Consider the following 26,013-nt stretch of genomic DNA (forward strand, 5'->3'; position numbering starts at 1 on the left):
GAAGCTGACGGTGTTCGGCGACGACTACCCCACGGCCGACGGCACCTGCGAGCGCGACTACCTGCACGTGGAGGATCTCGCCGCCGGGCACGTCGCCGCCCTGGAGCACCTGGACGCGATGGCCACGCCCGTGCGCGCGTTCAACCTCGGCACCGGTACCGGCACGTCGGTGCTGCAGATGATCAAGGCGTTCGAGCGGGCTGTAGGCCGCGAACTGCCCTACGAGGTCGGCCCGCGGCGGGCCGGTGACCTGCCGGCGTTCTGGGCGGACCCGAGCCGGGCGAACACCGAGCTCGGCTGGCACGCCCGCAAGACCATCGACGACATGTGCGCCGACACCTGGCGCTGGCAGTCGGCGAACCCCCAGGGCTTCCCGGACTCCTGAGCCGGCCGTCCGACCGCTTGCGCGGCGTCATCCCGGGGCGCAAGGATGGTGCCATGACCGACGACGGCCGCACCCGCCCTGACCAGCGCTGGAACCCTGGCGCGCGGTACCGGGCGCCCATGCCGGCACGTCGGCAGGTAGCGGCCACCGCCACGGTCCAGCCCTTGGCCGGGCGTCTGCGCCGCGGCCCGGCACGCCGCACCGCCGTGTTCGACCGCGACGTGTGGCGTCCCGACCTCGCCGGAGTGCGGCCTCAGGTCGCCGAGGCCCTGTCCGTGGCGGCCGACCGATACCGCCGAGGTGCCGTGAGCACCAGCGGCCTGGTCCGCGCCGTGGGGCACGCCCTGGCGTCCTGAGCCGGCGACGACGTCGAGCACACGATCCTGACGTGCCGGCAGGCGGCGTCGGTGGCCGCGAGCGCCGAGGTCCGCCACCTCGTGCCGACGCCCTTCTCCCAGCGGTACGCCGAGCCGGCCGAGCTGCCGCTCGCCTTCGAGCGCGAGGCCCGCAAGGTGTTCGACGGTGAGGTGGCGGTGGCCGCCGACCTGGACCGCGTACCGCTACCGCCGCGACGTCGGCACGCAGGGGTCGTCACAGCACGTCGCTGAGCGGCACCTGCTCGAGCCCGTGGGCCTCGGCGACGCCCGGGTGAGTGACGACGCCGTCGTGCGTGGTGAGCCCGTGGGCGAGCGTCGCGTCGGCGCGCAGCGCGTCGCGCCATCCGTGGTCGGCGAGAGCAGCGACGTAGGGCAGGGTGACGTTGGTCAGGGCGTAGGTGGAGGTGCGCGGGACGGCGCCAGGCATGTTGGCGACGCAGTAGAAGACGCAGTCGTGCACGCCGTAGGTGGGGTGCTCGTGCGTCGTGGGGCGCGAGTCCTCGAAGCAGCCGCCCTGGTCGATGGCGATGTCGACGAGCACGGTGCCGGGGCGCATGCGGGCCACGACGTCGTCGGGCACGAGCACGGGAGCCCTGGCGCCGGCGACCAGGACGGCACCGATGACCAGGTCGGCCTCCAGCACGGCATGGGTGAGGGTGAGCTGGTTCGAGGCGAGCGTCTGCACGCGCCCAGCGAGCTCGCGGTCGGCGGCGCGCAGCGCGTCGGCGTCGGTGTCCAGCAGGGTGACGCGGGCTCCCATGCCGACCGCGATGCGGGCGGCGTTCATGCCGGACACGCCGGCACCGATGATCACGGCGTGTCCGGCGGCGACGCTCGGCACGCCGCCGAGCAGGACACCGCGCCCGCCGGCCGCCTTGAGCAGGGTGGCTGCGCCGACCTGTGTGGCGAGCCGGCCGGCGACCTCGGACATGGGGGCGAGCAGCGGCAGCGAGCCGGTGGCCGTCTGGACCGTCTCGTAGGCGACGGCGGTGACGCGGCGCGCCAGGAGCTCCTCGGTGAGCACCTTGTCGGCCGCCAGGTGGAGGTAGGTGAACAGCAGCTGGTCCTCGCGCAGCCGGTGGTACTCCTCGGCCACGGGTTCCTTGACCTTGAGCACCATGTCGCCGGCGGCCCACGTGGCGTCGGCGTCGCCGATGATGTCGGCGCCTGCGTCCGCGTACTCCTCGTCGCTCACGCCGGCCCCGAGTCCAGCGCCCGACTGCACGTGCACGGTGTGGTGGTGCGCGGTGAGCTCGTGGACCCCGGCCGGGGTGATCGCCACCCGGTACTCGTGGTTCTTGACTTCCTTCGGGACCGCGATGCGCATGGTGTGCCGCCTTCAGGTGTGGCTCCGGTCGGAGCGTGCTGGTGCGCGTCGGGGGTGTGACGGCGCTCACGTCCAGTGTGGGGCAGAAGTTCGACTGCACGCCACAGATTCGGTGATCGTTCGGTAGGTTGGCGAGATGGTGTCGGATGCTTCAGGAGGTAGGCCGGACAGGGTGGTCGGCCCGAACGATCTTCGGACGCGCGTCGGCGGCCAGTCGGGTCTCGAACGCCGCTCGGCGGCGCCCCTGCGGCTCGACGACGTCGACCACCGCCTGCTCGCGGCGCTGGCCGAGGACGCCCGCCTGGCGAACAACGCGCTGGCCCGGCGGGTCGGGATCGCGCCGTCGACGTGCCTGACCCGGGTGCGACGACTGCGCGAGGAGGGGGTGGTGCGGGGTTTCCACGCCGACGTCGACCCGGCGCTGGCCGGCCGGCCGCTGCAGGCGATCGTCGCGGTGCGGATGCACGGCACCGCCAGGTCGCGGCTCAAGGCGTTCCTGCGCGAGCTCGCCGAGCTACCGGGCGTGATGAACGTCTACCTGCTGGGCGGGGCGCACGACTTCTTCATCCATGTCGCCGCGCCGGACTCGGACGGACTCAACGACTTCGTCATCGAGAACCTGTCCACCAACCCCGGCGTCGCACTGACCGAGACGAACCTGATCTTCGAGCACGCCCGGGCGAGCTGGTACTGATCCCGGCTCGCGGGCAGCAGGTCAGTGAGCGCCCGCGGTGGCGGCGGTCAGCCAGCGGTGCAGCTCGGTGGCGAGCGCGACCGGGGCGTCGAGCTGGATCAGGTGCCCGGCGTCGGGCACGATCGTGAGCGTGCTGCTGTCGATGGCCGCAGCCAGGCGCTCGGCGCGGTCCGGCGGGATCCAGGTGTCCTGCTCGCCCCAGACGATGTGGGTGGGCGCGGTGATCTCGCCGAGGTGCGGCTCGAGCTCGGCGGTGAAGCGCTCGTCGGCCTCGGCGACCTGCCGGTAGAACGCGGCCTGCCCGACGGCGTCGAGCCAGGGGGCGAGGATCGCTGCGGTCTCGTCGGGGCGCAGGCCGCGGTGGCTCGCGCCGGCGACATAGGCCTCGAGCGCGCCGCGGTGCACGGGCTCCGGGAGGCGGGCGAAGGTGTCGGCGTGCTCGGCCACGAGGGTGAAGAACGCCGATCCCCACGGACGCAGCGCGACCACGTCGACCAGGCACAAGGACGCGTAGTCCCGGCCGTGCAGCAGGTGGGCACGCAGGGACACCGCGCCGCCGTAGTCGTGGGCGATCACGTGCGGTGCGTCGAGGCCGCAGTGCTCCAGCAGCGCGGCGAAGGCCTCGCCCTGCGTGCCGAGGTCGACCTCGTGCCCGGGGTCCTTGGACGAGACGCCGTACCCGGGCATGTCCCACAGGTGCACGGTGAACTCGGCGGCCAGAGCACGGGCGAACGGCGCCCACAGCCAGGAGGACCACGGGGTGCCGTGGCACATGACCAGCGGCGGCCCCGACCCGACGGCCGTCCAGGCGATCTCGCGTCCACGCCAGGCGAACCGGCGCTCGAGCTCCAGCCCGGTGCCCGGCGCGACGGCCATCAGTCCTGGCTCCCGGACTCGGAGGTACTCGCGTCGGCGCCGCGTGCCTCGAGGGCCAGGCGTAGCCCGGCTGCCTCACCCTCGGCCTGAGCCCGCGCCGCGGCCTCGGTGGCACGTTCGCGCTCCGCCCGGCGGGCCTGATCCCGGGCCTCCTGGAGCTCACCGCGCAAGGTGCTGGTCTCGCCCTCGAGACGCGCGACCGCGGCCTGCGCGGCCGTGCGGTCGGCATCGGCCTGGGCCCGGTCCTCCTGGGCCTGCAGGCTCGCGGCCCGCGCGCGCTCCAGGGCGGTCCGGGCCTCGGCCAGGGCTTCGCGGGTGCCCTCCGCGGATCCTTGCGCCTGGGCGCGGGCCTCGGCCTGCTCGGCCCGGCCGCGCTCCGCGTCGGCGAGGCGGCCGCGCAGGTCGGCGATCTGGGAGCGAGTCTGTTCGAGCTCGGTGCCCCACGTCGCGGCCTGCCCGACGGCCTGGGCGGCCTCGGCCCGCGCCTCGTCGCGCGCGGCGGTCGTCTCGTCCAGCCGCGCTGCCAAGGTTTCCACTTCCGCGTGCGCCGCCAGCAGGTCGGCACGAGTGGCCGCGTGCTCGGCCTCGGCGCCGTCCAGCAGTGCGGCGACCCGGTCGGCGTCTTCGCGGGCGGCGTCCAGCTGCTCGCGCGCCTGGGTCAGCTCGGCGGTGTGGGCGGCCCGGGCGGTGCGTACGGCCTCGGACCACAGCGCCGTGACGCCCCGTTCGACGAGCAGCCCGACGCCGCGGGGCAGCTCGGGCAGCCGTGCCGCCTCCGCCTCGGCCGCCGAACGGTCGGCGCGCCACCGGCGCAGGTAGGTCGTCGCGACGGCGTTGGAGCAGCCCGCGCGCTCGCGCACCGTCGTGACGGTGACGGCGGCGTCCTCGGCCAGGAGCGCGTCGGCGGCGGCGTACACCCGGTCTCGGGCGGTGACCGGCAGCGGCTCGGCGTCCGGGCGGTCCTCGTGCCCGGGGGAGTCGTGCACCGGCCTGTCCGCCGGGGCTGCCGCGGCGATCGTCTCGGTCATCATCACGTCCTGCCCTGGGAGGAATAGGAGAAGTGCGGTCAAACTACTACTACTCCTGGCATTCTTCTACCGACACCCGCTTTTCCAAAGCGGGTGCGCAACGATCCGGTCGTAAGTCCGTCGAGACGTATCAGTGCAGGTCAGCGCGCTGCAATGCGAGGCAGCTGACGGACGCCGGGCGTCGCTTCAGTGGCCTCCGTGAGCACATGGTGAGCACCAGATGCAAAGTCCTGCGCTGCGAACTGCGCGGACATCGCCTCGCCCAACCGGTCGAGATCGTCCTCGAACAGGCCGGCGTAGGTGCGCAGCGTGAGCACGGGAGACTCGTGGCCGAGCATGCGCTGGACGGCCTTGACGCTCGCGCCGCCGGCGATCGCCAGCGAGGCGGCCGTGTGGCGCAGGTCGTGCAGGGTCAAGGGCGCGAAGTCCTCCGCCCCGGCACCGAGGGTGAGCCGGGCCGCGACCTCCAGCCGGTGGGTCCGAGCGATCTTCGCGGCGCGGGACAGGTCGTCGCGCCGCCGGCGGTCCGCCTCGACGAGCACCTCCCAGGTGGCGGCGTCGACCACACCCGTGGCCGGGAGCCCGGCCTGCTCCTGGACGCGGCGGACCTGCTCGAGGGTGGCCGCGTCCACCAGGCGGGTGGCCCGCAGCCCGAGCAGCTCCTGCAGCGTCGTGACCGCCGCGCCCGCGGCACGCACCGCTGGGCGGAACGCGTTGCGGTCGAAGCTCTCGCGGCGCAACGCTCCGCCGTCGCGCCCGACGAACAGCAGGCCGGAGCCCCGGGCGGCCAGCAGCACGGACAGGTCCGCGACGAGGACGCCGGGCACCGGCACCTCACGCCGGGCGTGCGTCTTGGTGTCGCCGAGCAGCAGCGTGCCGTCGTCGAGCCGGGTGTAGGCGCGCTCGATCACGACGCGCCCGCGCAGCAGGTCGACGTCACCGGTGCGCAGCGCGGAGAGCTCGCCCCAGCGCAGGCCGGTCAGACCGGCCAGCAGCACCAGGGTCCGGCCCTGGTGGGTGCGCGCGGCGTCCGCGACGCGGCGCAGCTGTTCGTGGCTCAGGTAGCGGTGCGCCTTGGTCTTCGGCGCCCGGGGCAGCCCGGAGACCTTGCCGGACGGCGTGCGAGCGGGGTTCGCGGTCAGGCGCCGTGAGTCGACGGCCGCGTCGAGCAGCGCCACAAGCAGCCGGACGGCGTCGCGCCGCCTGGCCGGGGAGGCCACCTCGCCGCTGCGCGGTGCCCGCATGCCGGCCGCCCAGCGGATGACGTCGTCGTGCGTGATGCGGCGCAGCGGTACCTCGCCGAAGGTCGGCGCCACCAGGGAGCGGAACCGCTCACGCTCCGCCTCCAGCGTGCGAGGTGCGCGGTCGGCCCTCGTGGCCTGCCAGTCGTCGAACCACTCGGCCACCGCGATCGCCGACCCGCGCGGGTCCACCCAGGCGCCGAGCTTGCCGGCCTCCTCGGCCCGGCGCGCCTCGGCCAGCGCGTCACGGCGCGAGCGGAACGCACGGGTGCTGCGCAGCCGCCCGTCGACGCGGAACCGGCCCACGTAGGAGGCCGCGCCACCGCGGGTACCGCGCTTCTCCGTGTAGGCCATGGGCCGACCCTACTGGGAGTCGGGCCGCCCTGACCTGCGAGGACTCTCGCCAGACCGCACCCGGCACGACCTCGACCGTGCGGTGGTCTCACTCGGGCTCAGGACGGGACCAGTTCACCGCACGCGGCGACCAGAACGCCACGAGCGTCGTCGCCAGGACGAACGCGCTGACGAACGCCGACAGCATCAGGGCATCGCTGCTGCTCGTGCTCATCCGGTCGCTGAGCAGGCTCTGCGCGACCCCCTGGAACGCCAGAGGGAACCCGATCGGTGTCCACACGCTGCCGGTCTGGAGCCGGAGCAGGCCGAGCACGACGCCGAGCCCGAAGAACAGCAGACCCCGCTCGGCCAGGACTCCCCACCCGGCGCTGGCGACCCACAGCGCCACACCGAACACGGTGAAGAGCGCTGCCTGCACCATGGCGGCGGCCCACGGCGCCATCGCGGTCATCAGGTTGCGCTGGAGGTAGCCGCGGAAGATCAGCTCCTCCGGCAGCGCCTCGAAGAAGACGAGCACGACGAGCAGGCCCGCCCATCCGACGATCGTGGACCACGGCACCTGAGGTCGCAGGTCGGTCCATCCGGTCAGCAGAGCCACCGTCAGCCCGATCGCCGACGGCACGAGGAAGGCGGCGACGCCCACAAGGAACGGGCGGGCCGCCCGGGACAGCGGATCCAGTCCGAGCCCCGCCCAGGGGCGACGATCCAGACGACGCCGGGCGACGACCACGAGCGGCACGGCGAGCGCACTGATCAGCACGGCGTTCATCGCACGGACCGGGACCGTCAGGTCGCCGGTGACGACAGTGTCGTTGAGCCAGCTCGTCAGGGCCTAGACGGACATCGCACCGAGCAGCACGACGAGGAGGCGAACGGTCAGCGGTGGTCGACGCACCGCGAGGGCGGTGCGATGCCGCCCGGTACCAGCGCGGCGTCCGTGTCGAGGGCGGGAGGCCCCTGGTCAGGCCGTCTCCGGGACGCCGAAGTGGTGGCGCAGGCGTCGGTGCCGATGCTCGAACAGGGCCGTCACCGTCGCCCGGGCGAGGCGCTCGACGCCGGGCACGTGCCTCGGCACGGCGCGGAGCCGGAAGCGGACGGTGTCGCGGACCCGACCCGCACCACGCTCCCCGTCCTCGACCACGCGCTCGTGCTCCCACAACACCGACGTCAGCATCGACGAGCGTTCGAGGAAGCGCCGGCCGGGCTCGAGGTCAGCTATCACGATGTCGTCGTACTCCACGGGCAGCAGCCCGCCCAGGAGCAGCACGCTCCGCCCGAGGCCAGCGCTCGGGGCGATCTCGTCGAGCCGTCGTGCCCGGAGCCCGCGCGGAGTGGTCATGTCGAGCCACGGCCACAGCTCGGCCCTGATCCCTGCGAACGACGTCGCGTGCTGCCACAGCACCGACCGCGGCGCGTCGAGCTCGCTGATCGTCACCACCGGACGTCGCCAGTCCATGACTGAGACCTTAGTGAGGCATCAGGGCAGCGTCAGCGTCATGAAGGTGCTGTGCGGGTCCTCGACGTAGTCGGCGAACGGGCCGCACCCGACGAACCCGTGACGGGCGTACAGGCGGCGGGCGGGAGCGAAGGAGTCCTGCGTGCCCGTCTCGAGGCTGACGCGGGCGTAGCCGCGTGCGGTCGCCAGGTCGAGCAGACGAGCCAGCACGGCTGTCGCCACCCCGCGGCCACGGGCCGCCCGGGCGGTCCGCATGGACTTCAGCTCCCCGTGGCCGCCGCCTGGGCCCGTGGCGCCGACCAGCTCGGTCAGCGCGCCGCAGCCCAGCAGGGAGCCGTCTGCACTGCGCGCCGTGACGAACGTGACCGACGGCGCCAGCAGCGCCGAGTGGTCCAGGGCGTGGACGGAGTCGGGCGGCGAGGTGGCGAACATGTCGGTCAGGTGCTCGTCGAGCAGCGTGCGCACGTCGTCGCGCGCGGGGGAGTCGACCGCGATGATCACGGCCCCATCATCGCCCGGCGATGTTTCGACGGTGTGTCCCGGCCGACCGGTCGGACTCGGTGCGTCCCAGCCGCGCGCGGGTGCCGGCCCCCGCGACCCTGGAGCCGACGCGCATGGACCGCGCGTCGATAGCCGATGGACGTGGCGGTACCCCTCGTGCTGACGTGGCAGCGTGCGCATCACCCGAGAGACCGTCGCTGACGGCGTCCGTGAGCAGATCTTTGCGGTGGGGGACGTCCCGGGCGTGCTCTGGACTCCCTCGGCAGCGACAGGGCCTCGGCCCCTCGTCCTGGTCGGGCACGGTGGCGGTCAACGAGTGGCTCACACGCCCTGCGGCGCGGGTCACCGTCCCGGTCGAGTTCCTGGTGCAGTGGGACGACGAGGAGGTTCCTCGCGACGGCGCCATGAGAATCTTCGAGGCCCTCGCCACCACCGAGAAGTCCCTCCACGCGAACGGGGGTGGCCACCACCAGGTGCCGCACTTCGAGATCGACAGTGCCATCCGCTTTTTCACCCGGCACCTCGGCACGGGAAGCATGAGCTGATCGCGTCCACCGACGGTGGCGTCCTGAGCCGGACCCAGATCTCGTCCGTACGGGTACGGGTACGGGGCCGGTCCGCCTCAGGGTGCGTGCACGGCGGGGTCGCCGCGCAGCACGTCGAGCAGCAGGGCGCGCACCGCGTCGGGGCGTTCGAGCGCCGGCAGGTGGCCGGCGTCGTCGAGGACGAGGTGCTCGGCCCGGGGGATCGTCTCGGCCAGGTGGGCCGCGACGTGCTGGAAGTGGTCCATGTCCCGGGTCCCGCTGACCACCAGCGTCGGTACCGCGATCGCGGCCGGGTCCACCTCGACGTGGTGCGGCGCCGGCGGGTCCTCACGCGCGTCGGCGGCCAGCTGGACCTCGAACGCGTGGCGCTGCATGGCCGCGAGCGCCTCGCGGACGGACAGGTCGGCGTCGGGCCCGAGCCAGGTGGCGACGTTGAGCCGCACGGCGCCCTCGATGTCGCCGGCCTCCAGGAGCCGGGTCTCGGCGTCGTCGAACGCCTGGGCGGCCGGCGTCGGGGCCAGGCCGTCGTAGGCGGGGTCGAGCAGGACGAGCCGGCGCACGCGGGCCGGGTGGGCGGTGGCGAGCTCGAGGGCGACCTGCCCGCCGAACGAGGAGCCGACGACGGCGACGTCGGGCACGTCCAGGTGGTTCAGGAGCGCCGCGAGGTCGTCGGCGTCGGCGTACTCGTCGCCGGGCAGCGGTGTGTCGCCGTACCCGCGCAGGTCGGGCCGGATCACGCGGAAGGCGTGGCTCAGTGCGGGGACCAGAGGTTCCCACATGCGGCGGTCGGCCACGCCCGCGTGGACGAGCAGGACGGGCGGACCGGTGCCGACGTCGTCGTGAGCGAGGATCACGCGTCGAGGCTACGCGGCGTCCGCGGCGTCGGCACGCGAGCGGCCCGCCTACGCTCGTACCATGTCACCGGACCCCGCGACGATCGGCCCCGACGTGCGCTCCGCGCCCTTGCGTGAACAGCTCGAGGCGTTCCTCGACGAGCACCGACGGCACCTGGCGAAGAGCCTCGACGGACTGACCGAGGAGCAGGTGCGGCGGCGTCTGGTGGCGTCCAAGACCACGCTGCTCGGCCTGGTCAAGCATGCGACGTTCGTCGAGCAGGTCTGGTTCGACGAGGCGATCACGAGGCGCTCGCGGGTCGACATCGGCATCCCGGCCACCCCGGACGAGTCGTTCGACCTGACCGACCGGGACACGATCGACGCCGTACGGGCGCACTACCTCGAGGTGTGCGCGGCCTCGCGCGAGCGCGCCGCCACGCTCGACCTGGACGACCTGGTGCGCGGCAACCGCCGCGGCCCGCTGCCGCTGCGCTGGGTCTACCTGCACGTGCTGCGCGAGCTCGCCCAGCACGGCGGGCACGCCGACATCCTGCGCGAGCAGCTCCTGGCCCAGGATCCGGGAATGTCGCCCCCTCCGGGGCGTTGACGCCGGTATGAAGCGCATCGGGTTCTTGTCCTTCGGCCACTGGACCGACCACCCGTCCTCGGCGACACGCAGCGCCGCCGACGTCCTGGCCCAGTCCATCGAGCTGGCCGAGGCGGCCGAGGAGGTCGGGGCCGACGGCGCCTACTTCCGGGTGCACCACTTCGCTCACCAGCTCGCCAGCCCGTTCCCGCTGCTGGCCGCCGTCGGGGCGCGCACCCGCCGCATCGAGATCGGCACCGGCGTGATCGACATGCGCTACGAGAACCCCGCCTACATGGCCGAGGACGCCGGTGCCGCCGACCTCATCGCCGGCGAGCGCCTGCAGCTCGGCATCTCACGGGGATCACCGGAGCAGGTGATCGAGGGGTACCGCCACTTCGGTCACGTCCCGGCACCGGGGGAGTCGGACGCCGACATGGCCCGCCGGCACACCGCCCGGTTCCTCGAGCTGCTCGAGGGCGAGGGGTTCGCCGAGCCGAACCCGCAGCCGATGTTCCCCAACCCGCCCGGGCTGCTGCGTCTGGAGCCGCACTCGCCGGGCCTGCGTCGGCGCATCTGGTGGGGCGCGGGCTCACGCGCCACGGCCGAGTGGACGGCCGCCCAGGGGATGAACCTCATGAGCTCGACGCTGCTGACCGAGGACACCGGCGTGCCGTTCCACGCGCTGCAGGCCGAGCAGATCCAGCGCTTCCGTGACGCGTGGGCCGCCGCCGGTCACGGCTGGGAGCCGCGCGTGTCGGTGTCGCGCTCGATCTTCCCGATCACCGACGACCGCGACCGCGCCTACTTCGGCCTCGAGACGCAGTCGACCGACCAGGTCGGCATCATCGACGGCGGCCGAGCACGGTTCGGCAAGACCTACGCCGGCGAGATCGACGAGATCGTGGCCGACCTGGAGAACGACAGCGCGATCGCCGCCGCGGACACCCTGCTGCTGACGGTGCCGAACCAGCTCGGTGTGGACTACAACGCCCACGTCATGGAGAACGTCGTGGCGCACGTGGCGCCGGCGCTCGGCTGGCGCTAGCGGGCCGGCCGCTCAGTCCCGCCTGAGGTGACGTCGCCCCGACGTCAGCCCACCTGCGCCAGGGCCGCGCGGATCAGGCGGTGACCGTGCGCCTCGAACGCGGCGTCACCCACCTGGTAGGCCCACACCGCCGTCCCGATCGCCACGCGCACCAGGGTGCGCCGCCAGACGTCACCGGTGCGCGGGTCGCCCCCGTAGCCGGCCGCGAACGCCGACGCCAGGTCCTCGCGCCCGGCCAGCTGCTGACGGTGCAGGCGGGCGAAGTCCGTGCACGGCGCGCGCCAGCCCGCGCGGCCGAAGTCGATGACACGCACCACGCCGTCCTCGACCACCCAGCTGCGCGGGTGGAAGTCGCCGTGGGTGGGCACCACCCGCACCGGCGGGTGGGCGTGCGCCGCCACCACCGCACGCAACTGCTCCGTCGTCGCCACGTCGATGCGGTGCGGCGAGTCCAGCCACCGCATCGCGCGCGCGTCCTGCGCCGCCTCCCAGTCGCCGTCCACACGCGTACCCAGCGCGTGCAGGCACGCCAACAGCTCGCCCGCCTGCCGGTAGGTGTCCGGCTCCCGCTCGGCCGCACCGCCCTCGACGAGGTCGCCCGGCAGCCACGCGGTAGCCAGCAGGTGGCGCTCGCGGTCGGCGTGCAGCAGCCGCGGCACCCGCCCACCCGGCACCAGCGGCGCCAGCAGCGTCCGATGGGCGACGATCTCTCGATCCAGGTGATGGTCGGCAGGCCCGGAAGCCTTGAGCGCGACGTCGGTGCCGTCCTCGGCGCGCAGCCGCAGCACCGCGGCGTCCCCCGGCCCCCGGGAGTGGTCCGCGACCAGCGTCACGGCACCGAACCAGGCCGCGACGAGCTCGTGCTGGACGCCGTCGAGGCCGGGCAGGTCGCTGGTCACCCGTGCACGGTACCCGCCGACGGCATACTGGCCCCGACACATCGGTCCCACCGGGCGGCAGCGCTGCCGCCCGAGAAGGAAGGCATCGTGGCTCTTCCCAGCCCCAGCTACACCATCACCCTGCGCGTGCAGGTCCCCGCCTCCCAGCGCGCGACGAGCACCGTGGTCGGCGCGGTCGCCGACGCCGGCGCGGCAGTCACCGGCGTCGACATCGCCCACTCCACACCCGACGGCCTCGTCGTGGACGTCACCTGCGACACCGTCGACACCCAGCACAGCGAACAGGTCGTGGCCACCCTCGAGGCCCTCGACGGGGTGCACGTGCTCAAGTGGTCCGACTCGACGTTCCTGCTGCACCTGGGCGGCAAGATCGAGATCGCGCTCAAGGCGCCCATCAAGACACGCCGCGACCTGTCGCGCGCCTACACCCCCGGGGTGGCACGGGTGTGCACCGCGATCGCCGACAACCCCGACGACGCCCGGCGTCTGACGATCAAGCGCAACACCGTCGCCGTGGTCACCGACGGCACCGCCGTGCTCGGCCTGGGAGACATCGGCCCGGCCGCCGCCCTGCCCGTCATGGAAGGCAAGGCCGCACTGTTCAAGCAGTTCGCCGACGTCGACGCCTGGCCGGTGTGCCTCGACACGACCGACACCGAGGAGATCATCGCCGTGGTCAAGGCGATCGCCCCCGTCTACGGGGGAGTCAACCTCGAGGACATCTCCGCGCCGCGCTGCTTCGAGATCGAGGCACGCCTGCGCGACGAGCTCGACATCCCCGTCTTCCACGACGACCAGCACGGCACCGCCATCGTGGTGCTCGCCGCCCTGGTCAACGCCCTGAAGGTGGTCGGCAAGGAGCTGTCGCAGGTGCGCATCGTGGTCTCCGGCGTCGGCGCGGCAGGCAACGCCATCATCCGCCTGCTCAAGGCCCAGGGCGCCGAGCACATCGTCGCCTTCGGCCGCGGGGGAGCACTCGGACCCGACACCCTCGACGGCGACCCGCACCGCAACTGGATCTCGGCGAACACCAACGCCGCACGGTTCACCGGCACCCTGCGCGAAGGCCTCGACGGCGCCGACGTCTTCATCGGCGTGTCCGCCGGCAACATCCTGACCGGCGCCGACATCGCCACCATGAACGACGACGCGATCGTGTTCGCCCTGGCCAACCCCGCCCCCGAGGTCGACCCCCTCGCCGCGGCCGAGACCGCCGCCGTCGTAGCCACCGGCCGCTCGGACCACCCCAACCAGATCAACAACGTCCTCGCCTTCCCCGGCCTGTTCCGCGGGCTGCTCGACGTCGGCGCCACCCAGATCACCACCGAGCTGATGCGCGTGGCCGCCCTGGCCATCGCCGACGTCGTCGCCGACGACGAGCTCAACAGTGCGTTCGTCATCCCCGGCGTCTTCGACCACCGCGTCGCCGAAGCGGTCGCCGAGGCGGTGCGCGCCGTCCAGGCCGACTGAGCCCGGCACCCGCCGCGCCCACCGCCAGCCAGGCGGGGGACGCCGCCTGCGAGCGCCGGCCGAGCACCGGCACTAGCCTGGCCCCGTGACCGCACGCCGCGCCCCCCGCCCCCTCCTCGCCGCCCTGCTGACCACCGTGCTCGCCACGACGGCGCTCGCGGCCTGCGCCGGCGGCCCGAGCGACGTCGCCGGCCGCACCTTCGTCGCCACCGACGTCGAAGGCCACGAGCTCGCCGAGGGGACCGAGATCGTCCTGGCCTTCACCGACGACTCCGTGGGCGCCCAACCCGGCTGCAACAGCATGTCGGCCCCGGCCACCTGGGACGACGGCACCCTGCGCCTGACCGGCGAGATGCGATCGACCATGATGGCCTGCTCCGACGAGCTCATGGACCAAGAAGCCTGGTTCAGCGAGCTGCTGCGCGCGGAACCGACGCTCGCCCTCGACGACGGCACGCTCACGCTCACCGGGCCGGACGCGACCGTGACGCTCGTCGAGCAGGACCGCCCCTGACCCTGCCCGGCGGATCCCCACCCCCCCCGGGCCACGACCGAGGCGCAGGAGGCACACATGGAGCTCACCGAGCAGGCCAGCGGGCGCACGGACGGGCTGCTGATGTTCGCGATCACCCCACCGCGGCGCACCACCACCCCCGCCGAGGCACAACGCATCGCCGACCGCACCGTCGAACGGCTGGCCGACCTCGACCTCGACGCGCTCGTGCTGTACGACATCGACGACGAGACCGACCGCAACCCCGACGAACGCCCCTTCCCCTACCTGCCCACCCTCGACCCCGCCGAGTTCCGCACCCGCCACCTCACCGGTTGGGAACGCCCCGTGGTCGTCTACCGCAGCACCGGCAAGTACAGCCCCACCGAGCTCACCGACTGGGCCGCCGCCCAGGACCCCGACCGCGTCAGCACCGTGTTCGTGGGTGCCTCGACCAGCGACAGCGCCGTGCGCACCACGCTCGGCCAGGCCCAGCGCCTGTGCCGCGAGCACGCGCCGGACCTGGCTCTCGGGGGAGTGGCGATCCCCGAGCGCCACGAGTCCCGCGGCGACGAGCACGAACGCATGCGCCGCAAGCAGGACGCCGGAGTCGGCTTCTTCGTCACCCAGGTCGTCTACGACGTCGGAGCCGCCAAGTCGATGGTCTCCGACTACCACTACGCCTGCCAGGACCGCGGCCAGAAGCCCGTCCCCGTCGTCTTCACCCTCTCGGTGTGCGGCTCGCCCAAGACCCTCGAGTTCCTCGAATGGCTCGGCGTGCACGTACCGCGCTGGATGCGCAACGACCTGCGCCACACCGACGACGCGTTGACCACCTCGTTCAACCAGTGCACAGCCATCGCCGACGACCTCGCCCAGTTCTGCACCCGCCACGAGATCCCGTACGGGTTCAACGTCGAGTCGGTCTCCATCCGCCGCGCCGAGATCGAGGCGTCGGTCCGCCTGGCCAAGCACCTGCGCGCCACGACCGGCACGGCAGCATCGACGTCATGAGCAGCCGCAGCGCCGCCGACCAGCACCTGCGCGACCTCGCGCTGCTGCGCCGCGTGCGCGACCGCATCGACCGCGAGTACGCCCGACCCCTCGACGTGCCGGCGCTCGCGGCCGACGCCGGCCTCTCGGCCGGGCACCTGAGCCGGCAGTTCAAGGCGGCCTACGGCGAGTCGCCCTACAGCTACCTGATGACCCGCCGGGTCGAACGGGCGATGGCGCTGCTGCGCCGCGGCTCCAGCGTCACCGACGCCTGCTTCGCGGTCGGCTTCTCCTCCCTCGGCACGTTCAGCACGCGGTTCACCGAGCTGGTCGGCATGCCGCCCAGCGAGTACCGGCGACGGGCCCAGGACGCCACCGAGCTGCCCTCGTGCGTGACGAAGCAGGTCGCCAGACCGATCAGGAATCGAGAAGCGCCGGGGGTACGGGCACATCTAGCGTGAGGCGCATGGACATCACCATTCACACCACGTTCCTCCCGCACACCGACCCGGACGCCTCCGTGGCGTTCTACCGCGACCTGCTCGGCTTCGAGGTCCAGGGCGACGTCGGCCAGGGCGACATGCGCTGGCTCACCTTCGTCTCCCCGGCACAGCCCGACGTCCGCCTCGTCCTCGCCCCGCCCGCCGCCGACCCCGGCGTCACCGAGGACGAGCGCCGCACCGTCCTCGAGCTGATGGCCAAGGGCGCCTACCAGTCCATCATCCTGGCCACCCGTGACCTGGACGCGACGTTCGACCGACTCCAGGCCGCCGACGCCGAGGTCGCCTCCGAACCCACCGAGCAGCCGTGGGGAGTGCGCGACTGCGCCTTCCGCGACCCCGCCGGCAACATGGTCCGCATCGACGAGGTCAGGTGACACCGATGACCACCACCACCCCGCGACGACCCGGACGGTTCTCCCGCTGGCTCCAGCACACCGCCAACTCCCGCACCGCGGCCAAGGTCCGCACCAAGGGCGGCACCCAGATGGGCATGGAGCTGCTGGTGCTGCACACCGTGGGGCGCCGCAGCGGCCACCCACGGCAGAACCCTCTGGCGTTCGTCGACGACGGCGCGGACGGCTGGGTCGTCGTCGCCTCGGGCGGCGGGCAGCGCCACCCCGACTGGTACGACAACCTGCTGGCACGCCCCGACGACGCCACCGTCGAGGTCCACGGCAGCACGCCCGTCCCGATCACGCCGCAGGTGCTCGCCGGCGCACCACGCGAGGCCGCCTGGCACCGGCTGACGCAGGTCGTCCGCAGCCTGACCAAGTACCAGGCCCGGAGCGCGCGCACCTACCCGGTGGTCCGGCTCGCCCGCCGCTAACCTGAGTGACGCCGCACCGCGCCACCGACGGCGCACCACACCCCTGAAGGAGACCCCCGCACATGGCTCCCAGCACCCCCCAGCCGGCGCCCGCCCGACCCGCCGACGCCCACGACGTCATCCGGGTCCAGGGCGCTCGCGAGAACAACCTGCGCGGCATCGACGTCGAGCTGCCCAAGAGACGCCTGACGGTGTTCACGGGGGTGTCCGGGTCAGGCAAGAGCTCGTTGGTGTTCGCCACCGTCGCCGCGGAGTCGCGCCGGCTCATCGACGAGACCTACTCGACGTTCGTCCAGGGATTCATGCCGTCCCTGCCGCGGCCCGACGTCGACCACCTCGAGGGGATCACCACCGCGATCCTCGTCGACCAGGAGCGCATGGGCGCCAACGTGCGGTCCACGGTCGGGACCGTCACCGACGCCAACGCCATGCTGCGCAACCTGTTCAGCCGCATCGGCGAGCCGTACGTCGGCCCGCCCACGGCGTTCTCGTTCAACATCCCGACGTCGAAGGCGAGCGGGGTGTTCCGCACCGACAAGGCCGACGGCAAGACGGAGAAGAAGGTCGTGCGCGACCAGGTCTACCTCGGCGGCATGTGCCCAGAGTGCGAGGGCCGGGGGACCGTCTCCGACCTCGACCTGTCGGTGATCGTCGACGAGTCCCGGTCGTTGCGCGGGGGTGCGATCCTCGTGCCCGGATACAAGGCCGACGGCTGGATGGTCAAGGGATTCACCGAGTCGGGGTTCGTCGACGGCGACAAGCCGGTGCGCGAGTACACCGAGACCGAGCGCCACGACCTGCTGTACCGCGAGAAGGGCAAGGTCAAGGCCCTGGGCATGAACATGACCTACCAGGGCCTCATCCCCAAGCTGCGCGAGTCGCTGTTCTCCAAGGACCCGGAGTCGCTGCAGCCGCACCTGCGGCGGTTCGTCGAGCGGGCGGCCGTCTTCGGTCCCTGCCCCGCCTGCGAGGGGACCCGGCTCAACGCCTCGGCCCGCTCGGCCAAGGTCGAGGGCCGCAACATCGCCGAGGTGTGCGCGATGCAGATCACCGACGCCGCGCAGTGGGTCCGCAGCATCACCGACCCCGGCGTGGCGCCCCTGGTGCGCAGCCTGCTGCACCTGTTCGACGCGTTCGTCGAGATCGGGCTCGGCTACCTCTCCCTCGACCGGCCCGCCGGGACGCTGTCCGGGGGAGAGGCGCAGCGCACCAAGATGATCCGCCACCTCGGCTCCGCCCTGACCGACGTCACCTACGTCTTCGACGAGCCCACCATCGGGCTGCACCCGCACGACATCGCGCGGATGAACAACCTGCTGGTCGAGCTGCGGGACAAGGGCAACACCGTGCTCGTGGTCGAGCACAAGCCCGAGGCCATCGCGATCGCCGACCACGTCGTCGACCTGGGCCCCGGCGCCGGGTCCGACGGTGGAACCATCTGCTACGAGGGCACCGTCGACGGTCTGCGGGACAGTGACACCCTCACCGGCCGCCACCTCGACTACCGCGTGCAGGTCAAGGAGACGGTCCGTGAGCCTGACGGCGCGCTCGAGATCCGCGGAGCGTCCCAGAACAACCTGCGCGACCTCGACGTCGACATCCCCACGGGGGTCCTCACGGTGGTCACCGGTGTCGCCGGTTCGGGCAAGAGCTCGCTGATCCACGGCAACCTCGCCGGCCGCGACGGCGTCGTCGTCGTGGACCAGGGCGCCATCAAGGGCTCCCGTCGTTCGAACCCCGCGACCTACACGGGCCTGCTCGAGCCCGTCCGCAAGGCCTTCGCCAAGGCGAACGGCGTCAAGCCCGCCCTGTTCAGCGCCAACTCCGAGGGCGCCTGTCCCACCTGCAAGGGCAACGGGCGCATCTACACCGAGCTCGGGTTCATGGAGACCGTCGAGACGCCGTGCGAGGACTGCGGCGGAAAGCGCTTCATGGCGGAGGTGCTCGACTACACCCTCGGCGGCAGGAACATCGCCGAGGTCCTCGACCTGTCCGTCGCTCAGGCTCACGAGTTCTTTGCGCACGGGGAGGCCAAGATTCCTGCCGTCGCGAAGACCCTCGGTCATCTGAAGGACGTCGGTCTCGGCTACATCCACCTCGGCCAGCCGCTCAACACGCTCTCCGGGGGAGAGCGCCAGCGCCTCAAGCTCGCCATGCACATGGGGGAGCGGGGCGGGGTGTACATCCTCGACGAGCCCACGACCGGCCTGCACCTGGCCGACGTCGAGAACCTCCTGGGCCTGCTCGACCGGCTCGTGGACGCGGGCAGGTCCGTCATCGTGATCGAGCACCACCAGGCCGTCATGGCCCACGCCGACCGGATCATCGACATCGGCCCCGGCGCGGGGCACGACGGCGGCACCGTCGTCTTCGAGGGCACGCCCGCCGAGCTCGTGGCCGCCCGGTCCACGCTGACGGGGGAGCACCTGGCCGAGTACGTCCAGGCCTGAGGCCCATCGGAGGACGCCGGCTGGTGGGTGACATCGGCGCAGGGACGCGCCCGACGTCCTCAGCCTTCGTCAGGCGGGCCCGCACACGACGGCCTGGGTCTCGATGTCGGACGCCAGCCACAGGCCGGGGGTCGAGGCGACATGGAGCACGTCGGCCAGGTCGGCGGCCTCCGGTGCCAGGTCCGCCAACAGGTTCGGCAGGTCGGTCACGCGTTCGGGGCGTACGTCGACGTCAGGTCGCCCGGCGTGCAGGGCGACGTAGAAGATCCCTGCCTCGACGAGGTCCTGGAAGAAGTGGCTGCCGAACGACAGCTCCGGGGCGATGCCCGCATCGGGTGCGGCGACCTCCACGATCCCGACCATCCGGCCGAGCTCGGAGAACCGGACCGGCACGCCGAGCGACGGCGTCGTCGTGCCCCAGCGTCCCGGTCCGACCAGGAGCGTCGGCTGCTGCGCCGCGACGGTCCGGTTGAGCCGGCCGACCGCCCGGGCCACGGCGTGCTTGCGCTGCTGCGGCAGCGCGAGGTACTCGGCGGGACGGACAAGCACGACATGGTCGACGGGCAGGCGCACGTTGCCGCCCATGAAGCTGCCCGTCGCGGCGAACAGCCGCGTGCCGGGGTCGGCACGCGGCATCTGCACCGGTGAGCCAGGTCCGCGCGTCTGCAGCGGCCGACACTGCACGACGTTCATCCGCACCGTGCCGTCGGCGGCGAGGTTGGCGGTGAACTCGATGTCGACGGGGTGGTCGTAGGCCGCCTCGAGCAGGCGCAGGGCACGTCGGACCGTCGCGGGGAGCTCGGTGCGCGTGAGCAGCCCGCGCAGGTCCACGAGCTGCCGGACCGGGCTCGGGCGACCCCAGTCGGCCGCGATGCGCGCGGCCTCCAGGTCCGGGCTCGTCAGGAGCGCAGCGTCCTCGCCCAGGGTTGCGACCGGCTCCTCGCACGGGCGGCTGACCAGCGTGTTCTCACTCAGGCTCAGCAGGTCGACGCGACGCTGCGCGAAGCGCGCCGCGTCGCCGTACAGCGTGGGCGGCACCCGGGCCGGGTCGTCGAGGCAGACGATCCGCGCGTAGTCCTCCGATGTGCGGTCGACCGCGCGGGTCCCCAAACCCATGACGACGCGCATCATGCCGGCCTCGGCGTCGATCCTCGGGTCCCACAGGTAGAGGTTGCGCGAGACGGCGACGCCGGCCGCGTGGGGGAAGAATCCGTCGCCGTGCCGGTCCCCGGAGACACGCTGCACGAGGATCGCCATCTGCTCGTCGCGGTCCTGCAGGCCACGGGCCGCGCGGTAGGCGAGGGCCTCCGTGCTGAACGCGCTCGCGTAGACGGTGCGCACGGCGTCCTCGAACGCCGCGAGCCGCTCGACGGGGTCGCCCTGGTTCACGCAGAAAACGCTGTCGTACTTGCCGGCGAACGCGTTGCCGAAGTCGTCCTCCAGCAGCGAGCTGGACCGCACGATGACGGGGGACTGGCCGAAGTGCTCGAGCATCTCCACGAACTGCTCGCGGACCTCGTGGGGGAAGTGCCCGTGATGGATCCGCTCGCGCAGCTCGGCGGCACGGGTGTCGTAGCCCGCCGGGGTGCGCTGCTCGGCGCGCAGCAACCACCACCCGTTCTCGACCAGGTAGGTGTAGAAGACGTCGGAGCCCACGTAGAAGGAGTCGTGCGGTTCGAGCGATCCGACGAGCTCGGCGTCGTCGCTCGCCTCCAGGATCGCGCGTGCGACGAGCATGCCGGCGCTCTTGCCACCGATCGCCCCGGTGCCGATGGACCGGGCACCCACGAGCAGGAGCTCGGCGAGCGACAGGTACGACTCGGCGAGCCGCGTCATGCGCTCGGAACCGCCCATCAGCATGTGCACCAGCCCCGTGGCGGCACCGCGTTGGTGCTCCGGGGGCAGGTCGAGGGCGCTGTGGGCCCGGTCGAAGGCAACATGCCACGGATCGAGCCGGTCGCCCTGCCGCGGGCGCCGGGCGGACAGTCGCGCGAGCTCGACGCTCGAGGTGACCGGGACGGCCGCGTCGCCACGCACCCGGTGGGGGAAGAACATCGTGGGGGAGTGACGCTCCCAGGCCTTGAGAGGGTGGACGTACACCTCACCGTCCATGCGGTACACGTCGAGGAGCACCTGCGTCGTCTCTCGGATGCGCGCCACCGTGCGGTGGGTGTGCCCACCACGCTCGAGCGCGAAGTACGCGACCGTGTCGAGACGGAACAGGTAGGGGCACGTGACGACGAAGAAGTTCGCGATCATCAGGTCCGAGAACCACCGGGGCAGCAGGTCCGTGAGGCTGTCGAACACGTAGAAGACCCCGGGACCCTCGTCGTTCACGAGGTGGTGGATCCGCAGGGCGAAGCTCTCGAAGCCCTGGTCGGGGTCGATCTCGACCGTGAGCACGCCGTCGTCGTCGGTGAGCAGGCGTTGGTGCTTGCCGAAGCGGACGTAGACCACGCGGCGGCCGTCGGTGACGGCCTGCGTCGCGAACGCACGCGCGACGGTCCGGTAGTCGGCGACGTCGTCGACTCGCCAGACGACGTTGTCACCGATGCGCAGCCCGTCGACCACCGCGTCGAGGCCGGCGAACCCGGTGCTCACGGTGCTCGCGGTGGCAGCGGGTGTGGCGTGGTCCGGCATAGCGAGCATCATGCCGGACCGTCCGTGATCAATCGAGTCGTCTCCGCGCCGCTGGGCGCCGATAATGCGCATTATGTCATTACGGCGGAAGGGAGCGGCCGGCACGCGCCACCGACCGCTCCCCGTGGGCCTGCCTCAGTGCGTCGTCAGCTTCAGTCCCGCCACGCACGCGACGATGCCCAGGATGAGCGCGATCCGCACGACGGTGACCGGCTCGGCGCCGGTCGCCATTGCATAGCCGGCGGTCAGCGACGCGCCGATGCCGACCCAGACGGCGTAGGCGGTGCCGACCGGCAGCTCGCGCAACGAGTACGCCAGGCCGGCCATGCTGGCAGCCAGGCTCACGACGAACACGATGCTGGGCACCAGGCGCGAGAATCCTTCGGAACGGCCGAGCGCCGTGGCCCACACGGCCTCCAGCAGCCCGGAGACGACCAGGACGATCCATGACATGCGGCCCACTCCCCGATGCCGTCTTGTCGCACTCCGGGTACGGCAACCCTCGTCCGGGAGCCATGTCAGGCTCTGCCGAGATCATCGCACGCAACAGCCCGGTGCCGACGGCCGGCCCGACATCGCTGGTCGGCCACGGCTCGCCAGGACGCCGCGCCACAGGTATGCTGAATCGGACAATCGGGCACAAACCATTGTGTATGCCGCAACACAGTGGTCTCATCGATGTCGGTACCTCCGCCTAGCCTGACGACGATGGCCGTGCAGGTCACAGACCTGCGCTCCCCCGGTCGTCCCACCGTCGGACAGGAGGAACCTCATGGTCGCGCCGCCACGGCTCGAACGCCTCACCGTCGCCCAGGCGGCAGACCGCTACCTCGCCTCGGTGCGGGTCGAGACCGTCCGTGGCGTCCTCTCCCCCGCCACCGAACGCTCCTACGCGCGTGACGTCAGCGAGCTCGTCCGGCTGCTCGGCCCCGACCGCGTGCTCGACGACGTCACCGGCGACGACGTCGACGACGCCCTCGTGCGCTACCAGTCGGGCCCGGACGGCCGATACACGGACCCCACCCGCAAGACCGCACCCGGCCGGTCCACCGCCACCGTCAACCGCTTCCGGCAGTCCGTGACCCGGTTCTTCTCCCACTCCGCACGCCACTGCTGGGTGCAGGCAGACCCCATGCAGTGGGCCGCACCACCGGCCAAGGTGCGCGAACGCCTGCGCGTCGAACGCACCGCACTGTCGGCGTCGGCCGCCCAGGCGCTGGTCCACACCGTCCAGGAAGCCGCCGACCGCCCGGGCACGGCCGGCACCACGCGCGCCGACCAGGCGCTCGCTGCCCGCGACCGCCTCGTCGTCGCGCTGCTGATCGTCCTCGGGCCACGCGTCTCAGAACTCGCCCGCGCCGACGTCGCCGACCTGACCCGCGAGCCCGAGGAGACCCGCTGGCGCATCGTCGGCAAGGGCGGCTCGACGAGGACCGTCGCCCTCAGCCCTCCCCTGGCCACCGCGCTGGAGAGCTACCTGACCGACCTGCGCCCCCGGCTGGCCGCGCGGCGACCCGACGACACCGATGCCCAGCGCGCCCTCCTGCTCTCGTGGCGGGGCCGACGCCTCGACACCCAGGCCATCCGGGCGCTGCTGGCGCGCGCGGTGGTACGGATGCCGGAGGCCTACCGCCGACCCGCCACCCCCCACGCGCTGCGCCACACCACCGCCACGCTGCTCGTCGCGGACGGCTGGGACGTCAAGGTGGTGGCCGAGCTGCTCGGCCACGCCTCCATCGCCACGACCGGCGCCTACCTCGACCGGATCGACGGCGAGCTCGCCGCGGCCATCCGCACCCACCCGCTCGCCGGCTCCCTGCGGGACGTCTCACACACCTCCGGGGCGGAATCACCGGGCGCGACGGCGTCGTCGCCGCTAGCGTGAGGGCGTGCCCAGCCCGCAGCAGCAGTCTCTCGCACTCCCGGTCAGGATCCAGGTCGACTGGCGACGCATCCGCAAGGTCGCACGACGCGCCGCGACCGTCGCCTGCGCGATCCCACTCTCCGCCGGTGCCGCGGTCATGGTCACCGACAAGATCCGTGGCCAGCGCCACCCGCTCAACAGCAAGTTCCCTACCGCGGCCCCGCTGTCGACCGAGATCGACGGCACCAACGCCACCCTCTACACCTATGGCGACGACCTCTTCGACGCCATGCTCGAGGCGATCGACGGCGCCCAGCACACGGTCTTCCTGGAGACCTACATCTGGAAGGGCGACGCCACGGGTGAACGCTTCAAGGAGGCGATCTCCCGGGCCGCCGCGCGAGGCGTCGAGGTCTACGTCATCTACGACGGCTTCGCCAACCTCGTCGTCCCCCGGGAGTTCTTCCACTTTCCCCCGCAGGTCCACGTCCTGCGCTTCCCCGCACTGCGACCCGGGCTCCTCACGCTCGACGTGCGCCGCTCCGGGCGTGACCACCGCAAGATCCTCGTCGTCGACGAGGAGGTGGCGTTCGTCGGCGGGTACAACATCGGCGAGGAGTACGCCACCAAGTGGCGCGACACGCACATCCGGCTGGAAGGGCGGGCCGCGTGGGAGCTGCAGAACGCGTTCGTCGACTTCTGGAACCGCTGGCGCACCCACAAGCTCCCTGTGCTCCAGGACAAGGGCGCCGAGCACTGGCAGCCCAGCCTCCGGGCGGCCCGCAACGCCCCCAGCGACCTCGTCTTCCCGATCCGGGGCCTGTACCTGGACGCGATCGACCGTGCGACCAGCCACATCTACATCACGCAGGCCTACTTCATCCCCGACCGCGACATCCTCGAGGCGCTCCTGGCCGCCTCAGCACGCGGGGTGGACGTCCGGGTGCTGGTGCCCGAACGCTCCAACCACTCCCTGGCCGACTGGCTGGCCCGAGGCCGGTACACCAAGCTCCTGCGCGGCGGCGTGCGGATCATGCTGTACGAGGGAGCGATGGTCCACGCCAAGACCGCGACCATCGACGGACGCTGGTCCACCGTCGGCACCGCGAACATCGACCGGCTCAGCCTCACCGGCAACTACGAGATCAACCTCGAGATCGTGGACGCCGGCCTGGCGAGCAAGCTCGAAGAGATCTTCCGCATGGACGAGAGCAACTCCCACGAGCTCACCTACGACGAGTGGCGCGGGCGCTCCCTGCTGACCAAGATCGCCGAGCGCGTGCTCGAGCCCCTCGAACCGCTGCTCTGAACCCCCTCGAACCGTCCCCGTGCGGGGTCGTCTCACACCTCGAAGGACTCCCCCGCGCCGAGCCGGCGGTACACGTGCTCACCGCCGAGGCGTGCGGTGTCCAGCCACCGCCGGGTCAGCTCGTGGCCCGTCTCGCTGAGCATCGCGTCGTGCACCGGGACGACCGTCCGGGCGCTCGCGGCCAGCGTGGCGTCGATGGCCTCGGTCAGCCGTAGCCACGGCCCGGACACCGGCAGGCACAGCACGTCGAGCGCCTCCGTGGGCACGTCGAACGAGTCACCAGGATGGTGGACCGTGGCGCCCTCCAGGGTGACCGTGTACGTCCGGTTGGCCACCCGGGGAGCCCGCGAGTGGATCAGGGCGTGATCACCGCCACCGACACGCACCAGTGCGGCACCGAACTGGAGCTCCTCCACCGGTTCGACGGCGTGCAGCCTCTCGCCGGCCGCCCCGGCGTGCAGCAGTGCCTCGACGGCCCCGGCCGTCCCCCGCACCGTCAGCGCGTCGTCGGCACGCAGCGCCGCGACCACCGCCGCGACGTCCAGGTGGTCGGCGTGCTCGTGGGTGATCAGCACCGCCGTGGCGCCGTCCAGCGCCTCGGCCGAGCGGGCGAGCGTGCCCGGGTCGAGCACGATGCGTGAGCCGGCGCCCGTCAGGCTCACGCAGGCGTGGCCGTGGAACGTCAGCCGCACGGCTCAGCCCACGTGCCGTGCCCGACGTCGGGCGGCGAGCTCGTCCTCGCCGTGCGACCGGTCGTCGCCCTCGTCCTCGAGCGACTCGGTCGGCATCTGCGCCAGCGTGCCCTCGATCTCGCGCCACACGCGGCCGACAGCGATCCCGAAGACGCCCTGGCCGCCCTGGACGAGATCGACGACCTCGTCCGGCGAGGTGCACTCGTAGACGGACGCCCCGTCGCTCATCAAGGTGATCTGCGCCAGGTCGTCGACGCCCCGCTCTCGCAGGTGCGTCACGGCGCTGCGGATCTGCTGCAGCGACACCCCGGTGTCGAGCAGCCGCTTGACGACCTTGAGCACCAGGACGTCACGGAAGCTGTAGAGCCGGTGGGTGCCGGAACCGCTGGCCGACCGGATCGACGGTTCGACCAGTCCGGTCCGCGCCCAGTAGTCGAGCTGTCGATAGGTGATCCCCGCAACCCGGCAGGCGGTCGTGCCGCGGTATCCGGTGCCGCCGTCCTGCTCCGTGAGGTCCTCACCGAAAAGAAGCCCCTGGGCGCCGGTCGGCGCTGCGCCGGTCTCGACGCTCGCCTCACCGCTGCTGTTCACTGTGCCTCCAAGATGTCGACTCCACGCTA

The 26,013-nt window shown here is 72.4% G+C and carries 29 protein-coding genes and 1 riboswitch; of the genes, 16 read left to right on the forward strand and 13 right to left on the reverse strand.

The window, feature by feature from the left end; all coding sequences use genetic code 11:
* The 3 genes from ACWAT2_RS00825 to ACWAT2_RS00835 all read left to right on the forward strand — a co-directional run.
* Positions 1-385: GDP-mannose 4,6-dehydratase (locus ACWAT2_RS00825; protein ID WP_480048345.1), on the forward strand; the 385-nt coding region annotated here is incomplete at its 5' end.
* Positions 386-438: 53 nt separating this feature from the next.
* Positions 439-741 carry a hypothetical protein gene (locus ACWAT2_RS00830; RefSeq protein ID WP_402371847.1) on the forward strand — a complete coding sequence of 101 codons (303 nt, stop codon included), beginning with the start codon at positions 439-441 and terminating at the stop codon, positions 739-741.
* 51 nt (positions 742-792) lie between these two features.
* Positions 793-993, forward strand: coding sequence for a hypothetical protein (locus ACWAT2_RS00835; protein WP_402371845.1), 201 nt, complete (start codon positions 793-795; stop codon positions 991-993).
* Here the strand turns inward: ACWAT2_RS00835 and ald are convergent.
* On the reverse strand, positions 977-2,089 hold the full coding sequence (gene ald / locus ACWAT2_RS00840) for an alanine dehydrogenase (RefSeq protein WP_402371844.1): 1,113 nt from the start codon (positions 2,087-2,089) through the stop codon (positions 977-979). The two genes, ACWAT2_RS00835 and ald, sit on opposite strands and share 17 nt — an antisense overlap.
* Positions 2,090-2,261: 172 nt before the next feature.
* Between ald and ACWAT2_RS00845 the strand changes: the two genes are divergently transcribed.
* Positions 2,262-2,783: an Lrp/AsnC family transcriptional regulator gene (locus tag ACWAT2_RS00845; RefSeq protein ID WP_402371843.1), complete on the forward strand. Its 522-nt coding sequence runs from the start codon at positions 2,262-2,264 to the stop codon at positions 2,781-2,783.
* 21 nt (positions 2,784-2,804) lie between these two features.
* Here the strand turns inward: ACWAT2_RS00845 and ACWAT2_RS00850 are convergent, their stop codons facing one another.
* The 6 genes from ACWAT2_RS00850 to ACWAT2_RS00875 all read right to left on the reverse strand — a co-directional run bounded on the left by ACWAT2_RS00850 (position 2,805) and on the right by ACWAT2_RS00875 (position 8,239).
* Entirely contained in the window at positions 2,805-3,659 is an 855-nt protein-coding gene (locus tag ACWAT2_RS00850) for an alpha/beta fold hydrolase (RefSeq protein ID WP_402371841.1), read from the reverse strand.
* Complete coding sequence (locus tag ACWAT2_RS00855; protein WP_402371839.1) at positions 3,659-4,687, reverse strand: DNA-binding protein; 1,029 nt, start codon at positions 4,685-4,687, stop codon at positions 3,659-3,661. The genes ACWAT2_RS00850 and ACWAT2_RS00855 overlap by 1 nt, the downstream gene beginning before the upstream one ends.
* Positions 4,688-4,827: 140 nt before the next feature.
* Positions 4,828-6,282, reverse strand: a complete 1,455-nt coding sequence (locus ACWAT2_RS00860) for a tyrosine-type recombinase/integrase (RefSeq protein WP_402371838.1) — start codon at positions 6,280-6,282, stop codon at positions 4,828-4,830.
* Positions 6,283-6,370: 88 nt separating this feature from the next.
* Positions 6,371-7,051 carry a CPBP family intramembrane glutamic endopeptidase gene (locus tag ACWAT2_RS00865; RefSeq protein ID WP_402371837.1) on the reverse strand — a complete coding sequence of 227 codons (681 nt, stop codon included), beginning with the start codon at positions 7,049-7,051 and terminating at the stop codon, positions 6,371-6,373.
* Positions 7,052-7,243: 192 nt separating this feature from the next.
* Complete coding sequence (locus tag ACWAT2_RS00870; RefSeq protein WP_402371835.1) at positions 7,244-7,738, reverse strand: hypothetical protein; 495 nt, start codon at positions 7,736-7,738, stop codon at positions 7,244-7,246.
* Between the two features lie 21 nt (positions 7,739-7,759).
* The gene (locus ACWAT2_RS00875) at positions 7,760-8,239 is read right to left on the reverse strand and encodes a GNAT family N-acetyltransferase (RefSeq protein WP_402371834.1); all 480 of its coding nucleotides are present in this window, start codon (positions 8,237-8,239) and stop codon (positions 7,760-7,762) included.
* A gap of 302 nt (positions 8,240-8,541) precedes the next feature.
* On the opposite strand from ACWAT2_RS00875, the gene ACWAT2_RS00880 reads away from it, so the two are divergent.
* A complete protein-coding gene (locus ACWAT2_RS00880; protein WP_402371833.1) occupies positions 8,542-8,784 on the forward strand; it encodes an alpha/beta fold hydrolase domain-containing protein in 243 nt (80 codons plus the stop codon).
* 77 nt (positions 8,785-8,861) lie between these two features.
* On the opposite strand, the gene ACWAT2_RS00885 is transcribed toward ACWAT2_RS00880, so the two are convergent.
* Positions 8,862-9,638: an alpha/beta fold hydrolase gene (locus ACWAT2_RS00885; protein WP_402371831.1), complete on the reverse strand. Its 777-nt coding sequence runs from the start codon at positions 9,636-9,638 to the stop codon at positions 8,862-8,864.
* A 61-nt stretch (positions 9,639-9,699) separates the two neighbouring features.
* Here ACWAT2_RS00885 and ACWAT2_RS00890 point away from each other — a divergent pair, with 61 nt between their 5' ends.
* Positions 9,700-10,227 carry a DinB family protein gene (locus tag ACWAT2_RS00890; protein ID WP_402371829.1) on the forward strand — a complete coding sequence of 176 codons (528 nt, stop codon included), beginning with the start codon at positions 9,700-9,702 and terminating at the stop codon, positions 10,225-10,227.
* Between the two features lie 7 nt (positions 10,228-10,234).
* Positions 10,235-11,254 carry an LLM class flavin-dependent oxidoreductase gene (locus ACWAT2_RS00895; RefSeq protein ID WP_402371828.1) on the forward strand — a complete coding sequence of 340 codons (1,020 nt, stop codon included), beginning with the start codon at positions 10,235-10,237 and terminating at the stop codon, positions 11,252-11,254.
* 44 nt (positions 11,255-11,298) lie between these two features.
* Here ACWAT2_RS00895 and ACWAT2_RS00900 read toward each other — a convergent pair whose 3' ends face one another.
* Positions 11,299-12,153: a phosphotransferase gene (locus tag ACWAT2_RS00900; RefSeq protein WP_402371827.1), complete on the reverse strand. Its 855-nt coding sequence runs from the start codon at positions 12,151-12,153 to the stop codon at positions 11,299-11,301.
* Positions 12,154-12,240: 87 nt separating this feature from the next.
* Between ACWAT2_RS00900 and ACWAT2_RS00905 the strand changes: the two genes are divergently transcribed.
* The 7 genes from ACWAT2_RS00905 (at position 12,241) to ACWAT2_RS00935 (ending at position 18,888) form a co-directional block, all read left to right on the forward strand.
* Positions 12,241-13,623 (forward strand): NAD-dependent malic enzyme, encoded by a 1,383-nt coding sequence (locus tag ACWAT2_RS00905; RefSeq protein ID WP_402371825.1) that lies wholly within the window; start codon positions 12,241-12,243, stop codon positions 13,621-13,623.
* Between the two features lie 85 nt (positions 13,624-13,708).
* Entirely contained in the window at positions 13,709-14,137 is a 429-nt protein-coding gene (locus ACWAT2_RS00910) for an META domain-containing protein (protein ID WP_402371823.1), read from the forward strand.
* Positions 14,138-14,194: 57 nt separating this feature from the next.
* Positions 14,195-15,130, forward strand: a complete 936-nt coding sequence (locus ACWAT2_RS00915) for a methylenetetrahydrofolate reductase (RefSeq protein ID WP_402371821.1) — start codon at positions 14,195-14,197, stop codon at positions 15,128-15,130.
* The gene (locus ACWAT2_RS00920; protein ID WP_402371820.1) at positions 15,127-15,570 is read left to right on the forward strand and encodes a helix-turn-helix domain-containing protein; all 444 of its coding nucleotides are present in this window, start codon (positions 15,127-15,129) and stop codon (positions 15,568-15,570) included. The genes ACWAT2_RS00915 and ACWAT2_RS00920 overlap by 4 nt, the downstream gene beginning before the upstream one ends.
* 5 nt (positions 15,571-15,575) lie before the next feature.
* Positions 15,576-15,986 carry a VOC family protein gene (locus ACWAT2_RS00925; protein ID WP_402371818.1) on the forward strand — a complete coding sequence of 137 codons (411 nt, stop codon included), beginning with the start codon at positions 15,576-15,578 and terminating at the stop codon, positions 15,984-15,986.
* A gap of 5 nt (positions 15,987-15,991) precedes the next feature.
* Positions 15,992-16,438 (forward strand): nitroreductase family deazaflavin-dependent oxidoreductase, encoded by a 447-nt coding sequence (locus ACWAT2_RS00930; protein ID WP_402371817.1) that lies wholly within the window; start codon positions 15,992-15,994, stop codon positions 16,436-16,438.
* 62 nt (positions 16,439-16,500) lie between these two features.
* Positions 16,501-18,888 carry an ATP-binding cassette domain-containing protein gene (locus tag ACWAT2_RS00935; protein ID WP_402371815.1) on the forward strand — a complete coding sequence of 796 codons (2,388 nt, stop codon included), beginning with the start codon at positions 16,501-16,503 and terminating at the stop codon, positions 18,886-18,888.
* Between the two features lie 69 nt (positions 18,889-18,957).
* On the opposite strand, the gene ACWAT2_RS00940 is transcribed toward ACWAT2_RS00935, so the two are convergent.
* The gene (locus ACWAT2_RS00940) at positions 18,958-21,540 is read right to left on the reverse strand and encodes a PEP/pyruvate-binding domain-containing protein (protein WP_402371814.1); all 2,583 of its coding nucleotides are present in this window, start codon (positions 21,538-21,540) and stop codon (positions 18,958-18,960) included.
* A 123-nt stretch (positions 21,541-21,663) separates the two neighbouring features.
* A complete protein-coding gene (locus ACWAT2_RS00945) occupies positions 21,664-21,981 on the reverse strand; it encodes a DMT family transporter (protein ID WP_402371812.1) in 318 nt (105 codons plus the stop codon).
* Between the two features lie 12 nt (positions 21,982-21,993).
* Positions 21,994-22,057: riboswitch (guanidine-III (ykkC-III) riboswitch) on the reverse strand.
* A gap of 243 nt (positions 22,058-22,300) precedes the next feature.
* Here ACWAT2_RS00945 and ACWAT2_RS00950 point away from each other — a divergent pair.
* Positions 22,301-23,413 (forward strand): tyrosine-type recombinase/integrase, encoded by a 1,113-nt coding sequence (locus ACWAT2_RS00950; RefSeq protein WP_402371810.1) that lies wholly within the window; start codon positions 22,301-22,303, stop codon positions 23,411-23,413.
* A gap of 4 nt (positions 23,414-23,417) precedes the next feature.
* Complete coding sequence (locus ACWAT2_RS00955) at positions 23,418-24,701, forward strand: phospholipase D-like domain-containing protein (protein ID WP_402371809.1); 1,284 nt, start codon at positions 23,418-23,420, stop codon at positions 24,699-24,701.
* Between the two features lie 32 nt (positions 24,702-24,733).
* Here ACWAT2_RS00955 and ACWAT2_RS00960 read toward each other — a convergent pair whose 3' ends face one another.
* Both ACWAT2_RS00960 and ACWAT2_RS00965 read right to left on the reverse strand, forming a co-directional pair.
* Complete coding sequence (locus ACWAT2_RS00960; RefSeq protein ID WP_402371807.1) at positions 24,734-25,393, reverse strand: MBL fold metallo-hydrolase; 660 nt, start codon at positions 25,391-25,393, stop codon at positions 24,734-24,736.
* Positions 25,394-25,396: 3 nt separating this feature from the next.
* Complete coding sequence (locus tag ACWAT2_RS00965) at positions 25,397-25,984, reverse strand: MerR family transcriptional regulator (RefSeq protein WP_402371805.1); 588 nt, start codon at positions 25,982-25,984, stop codon at positions 25,397-25,399.
* Positions 25,985-26,013 lie beyond the last annotated feature (29 nt).

This window comes from Isoptericola sp. GX10416 (assembly GCF_056590155.1).

Bases quoted from the DNA above. Each gene is read 5' to 3' on its own strand.
- ACWAT2_RS00930 (WP_402371817.1), top strand. From the start codon at position 15,992: ATGACCACCACCACCCCGCGACGACCCGGACGGTTCTCCCGCTGGCTC.
- ACWAT2_RS00915 (WP_402371821.1), top strand. From the start codon at position 14,195: ATGGAGCTCACCGAGCAGGCCAGCGGGCGCACGGACGGGCTGCTGATG.
- ald (WP_402371844.1), bottom strand. From the start codon at position 2,089: ATGCGCATCGCGGTCCCGAAGGAAGTCAAGAACCACGAGTACCGGGTG.
- ACWAT2_RS00935 (WP_402371815.1), top strand. From the start codon at position 16,501: ATGGCTCCCAGCACCCCCCAGCCGGCGCCCGCCCGACCCGCCGACGCC.
- ACWAT2_RS00925 (WP_402371818.1), top strand. From the start codon at position 15,576: ATGGACATCACCATTCACACCACGTTCCTCCCGCACACCGACCCGGAC.
- ACWAT2_RS00920 (WP_402371820.1), top strand. From the start codon at position 15,127: ATGAGCAGCCGCAGCGCCGCCGACCAGCACCTGCGCGACCTCGCGCTG.
- ACWAT2_RS00850 (WP_402371841.1), bottom strand. From the start codon at position 3,659: ATGGCCGTCGCGCCGGGCACCGGGCTGGAGCTCGAGCGCCGGTTCGCC.
- ACWAT2_RS00890 (WP_402371829.1), top strand. From the start codon at position 9,700: ATGTCACCGGACCCCGCGACGATCGGCCCCGACGTGCGCTCCGCGCCC.
- ACWAT2_RS00950 (WP_402371810.1), top strand. From the start codon at position 22,301: ATGGTCGCGCCGCCACGGCTCGAACGCCTCACCGTCGCCCAGGCGGCA.
- ACWAT2_RS00945 (WP_402371812.1), bottom strand. From the start codon at position 21,981: ATGTCATGGATCGTCCTGGTCGTCTCCGGGCTGCTGGAGGCCGTGTGG.
- ACWAT2_RS00940 (WP_402371814.1), bottom strand. From the start codon at position 21,540: ATGATGCTCGCTATGCCGGACCACGCCACACCCGCTGCCACCGCGAGC.
- ACWAT2_RS00860 (WP_402371838.1), bottom strand. From the start codon at position 6,282: ATGGCCTACACGGAGAAGCGCGGTACCCGCGGTGGCGCGGCCTCCTAC.
- ACWAT2_RS00865 (WP_402371837.1), bottom strand. From the start codon at position 7,051: ATGAACGCCGTGCTGATCAGTGCGCTCGCCGTGCCGCTCGTGGTCGTC.
- ACWAT2_RS00895 (WP_402371828.1), top strand. From the start codon at position 10,235: ATGAAGCGCATCGGGTTCTTGTCCTTCGGCCACTGGACCGACCACCCG.
- ACWAT2_RS00830 (WP_402371847.1), top strand. From the start codon at position 439: ATGACCGACGACGGCCGCACCCGCCCTGACCAGCGCTGGAACCCTGGC.
- ACWAT2_RS00855 (WP_402371839.1), bottom strand. From the start codon at position 4,687: ATGACCGAGACGATCGCCGCGGCAGCCCCGGCGGACAGGCCGGTGCAC.
- ACWAT2_RS00870 (WP_402371835.1), bottom strand. From the start codon at position 7,738: ATGGACTGGCGACGTCCGGTGGTGACGATCAGCGAGCTCGACGCGCCG.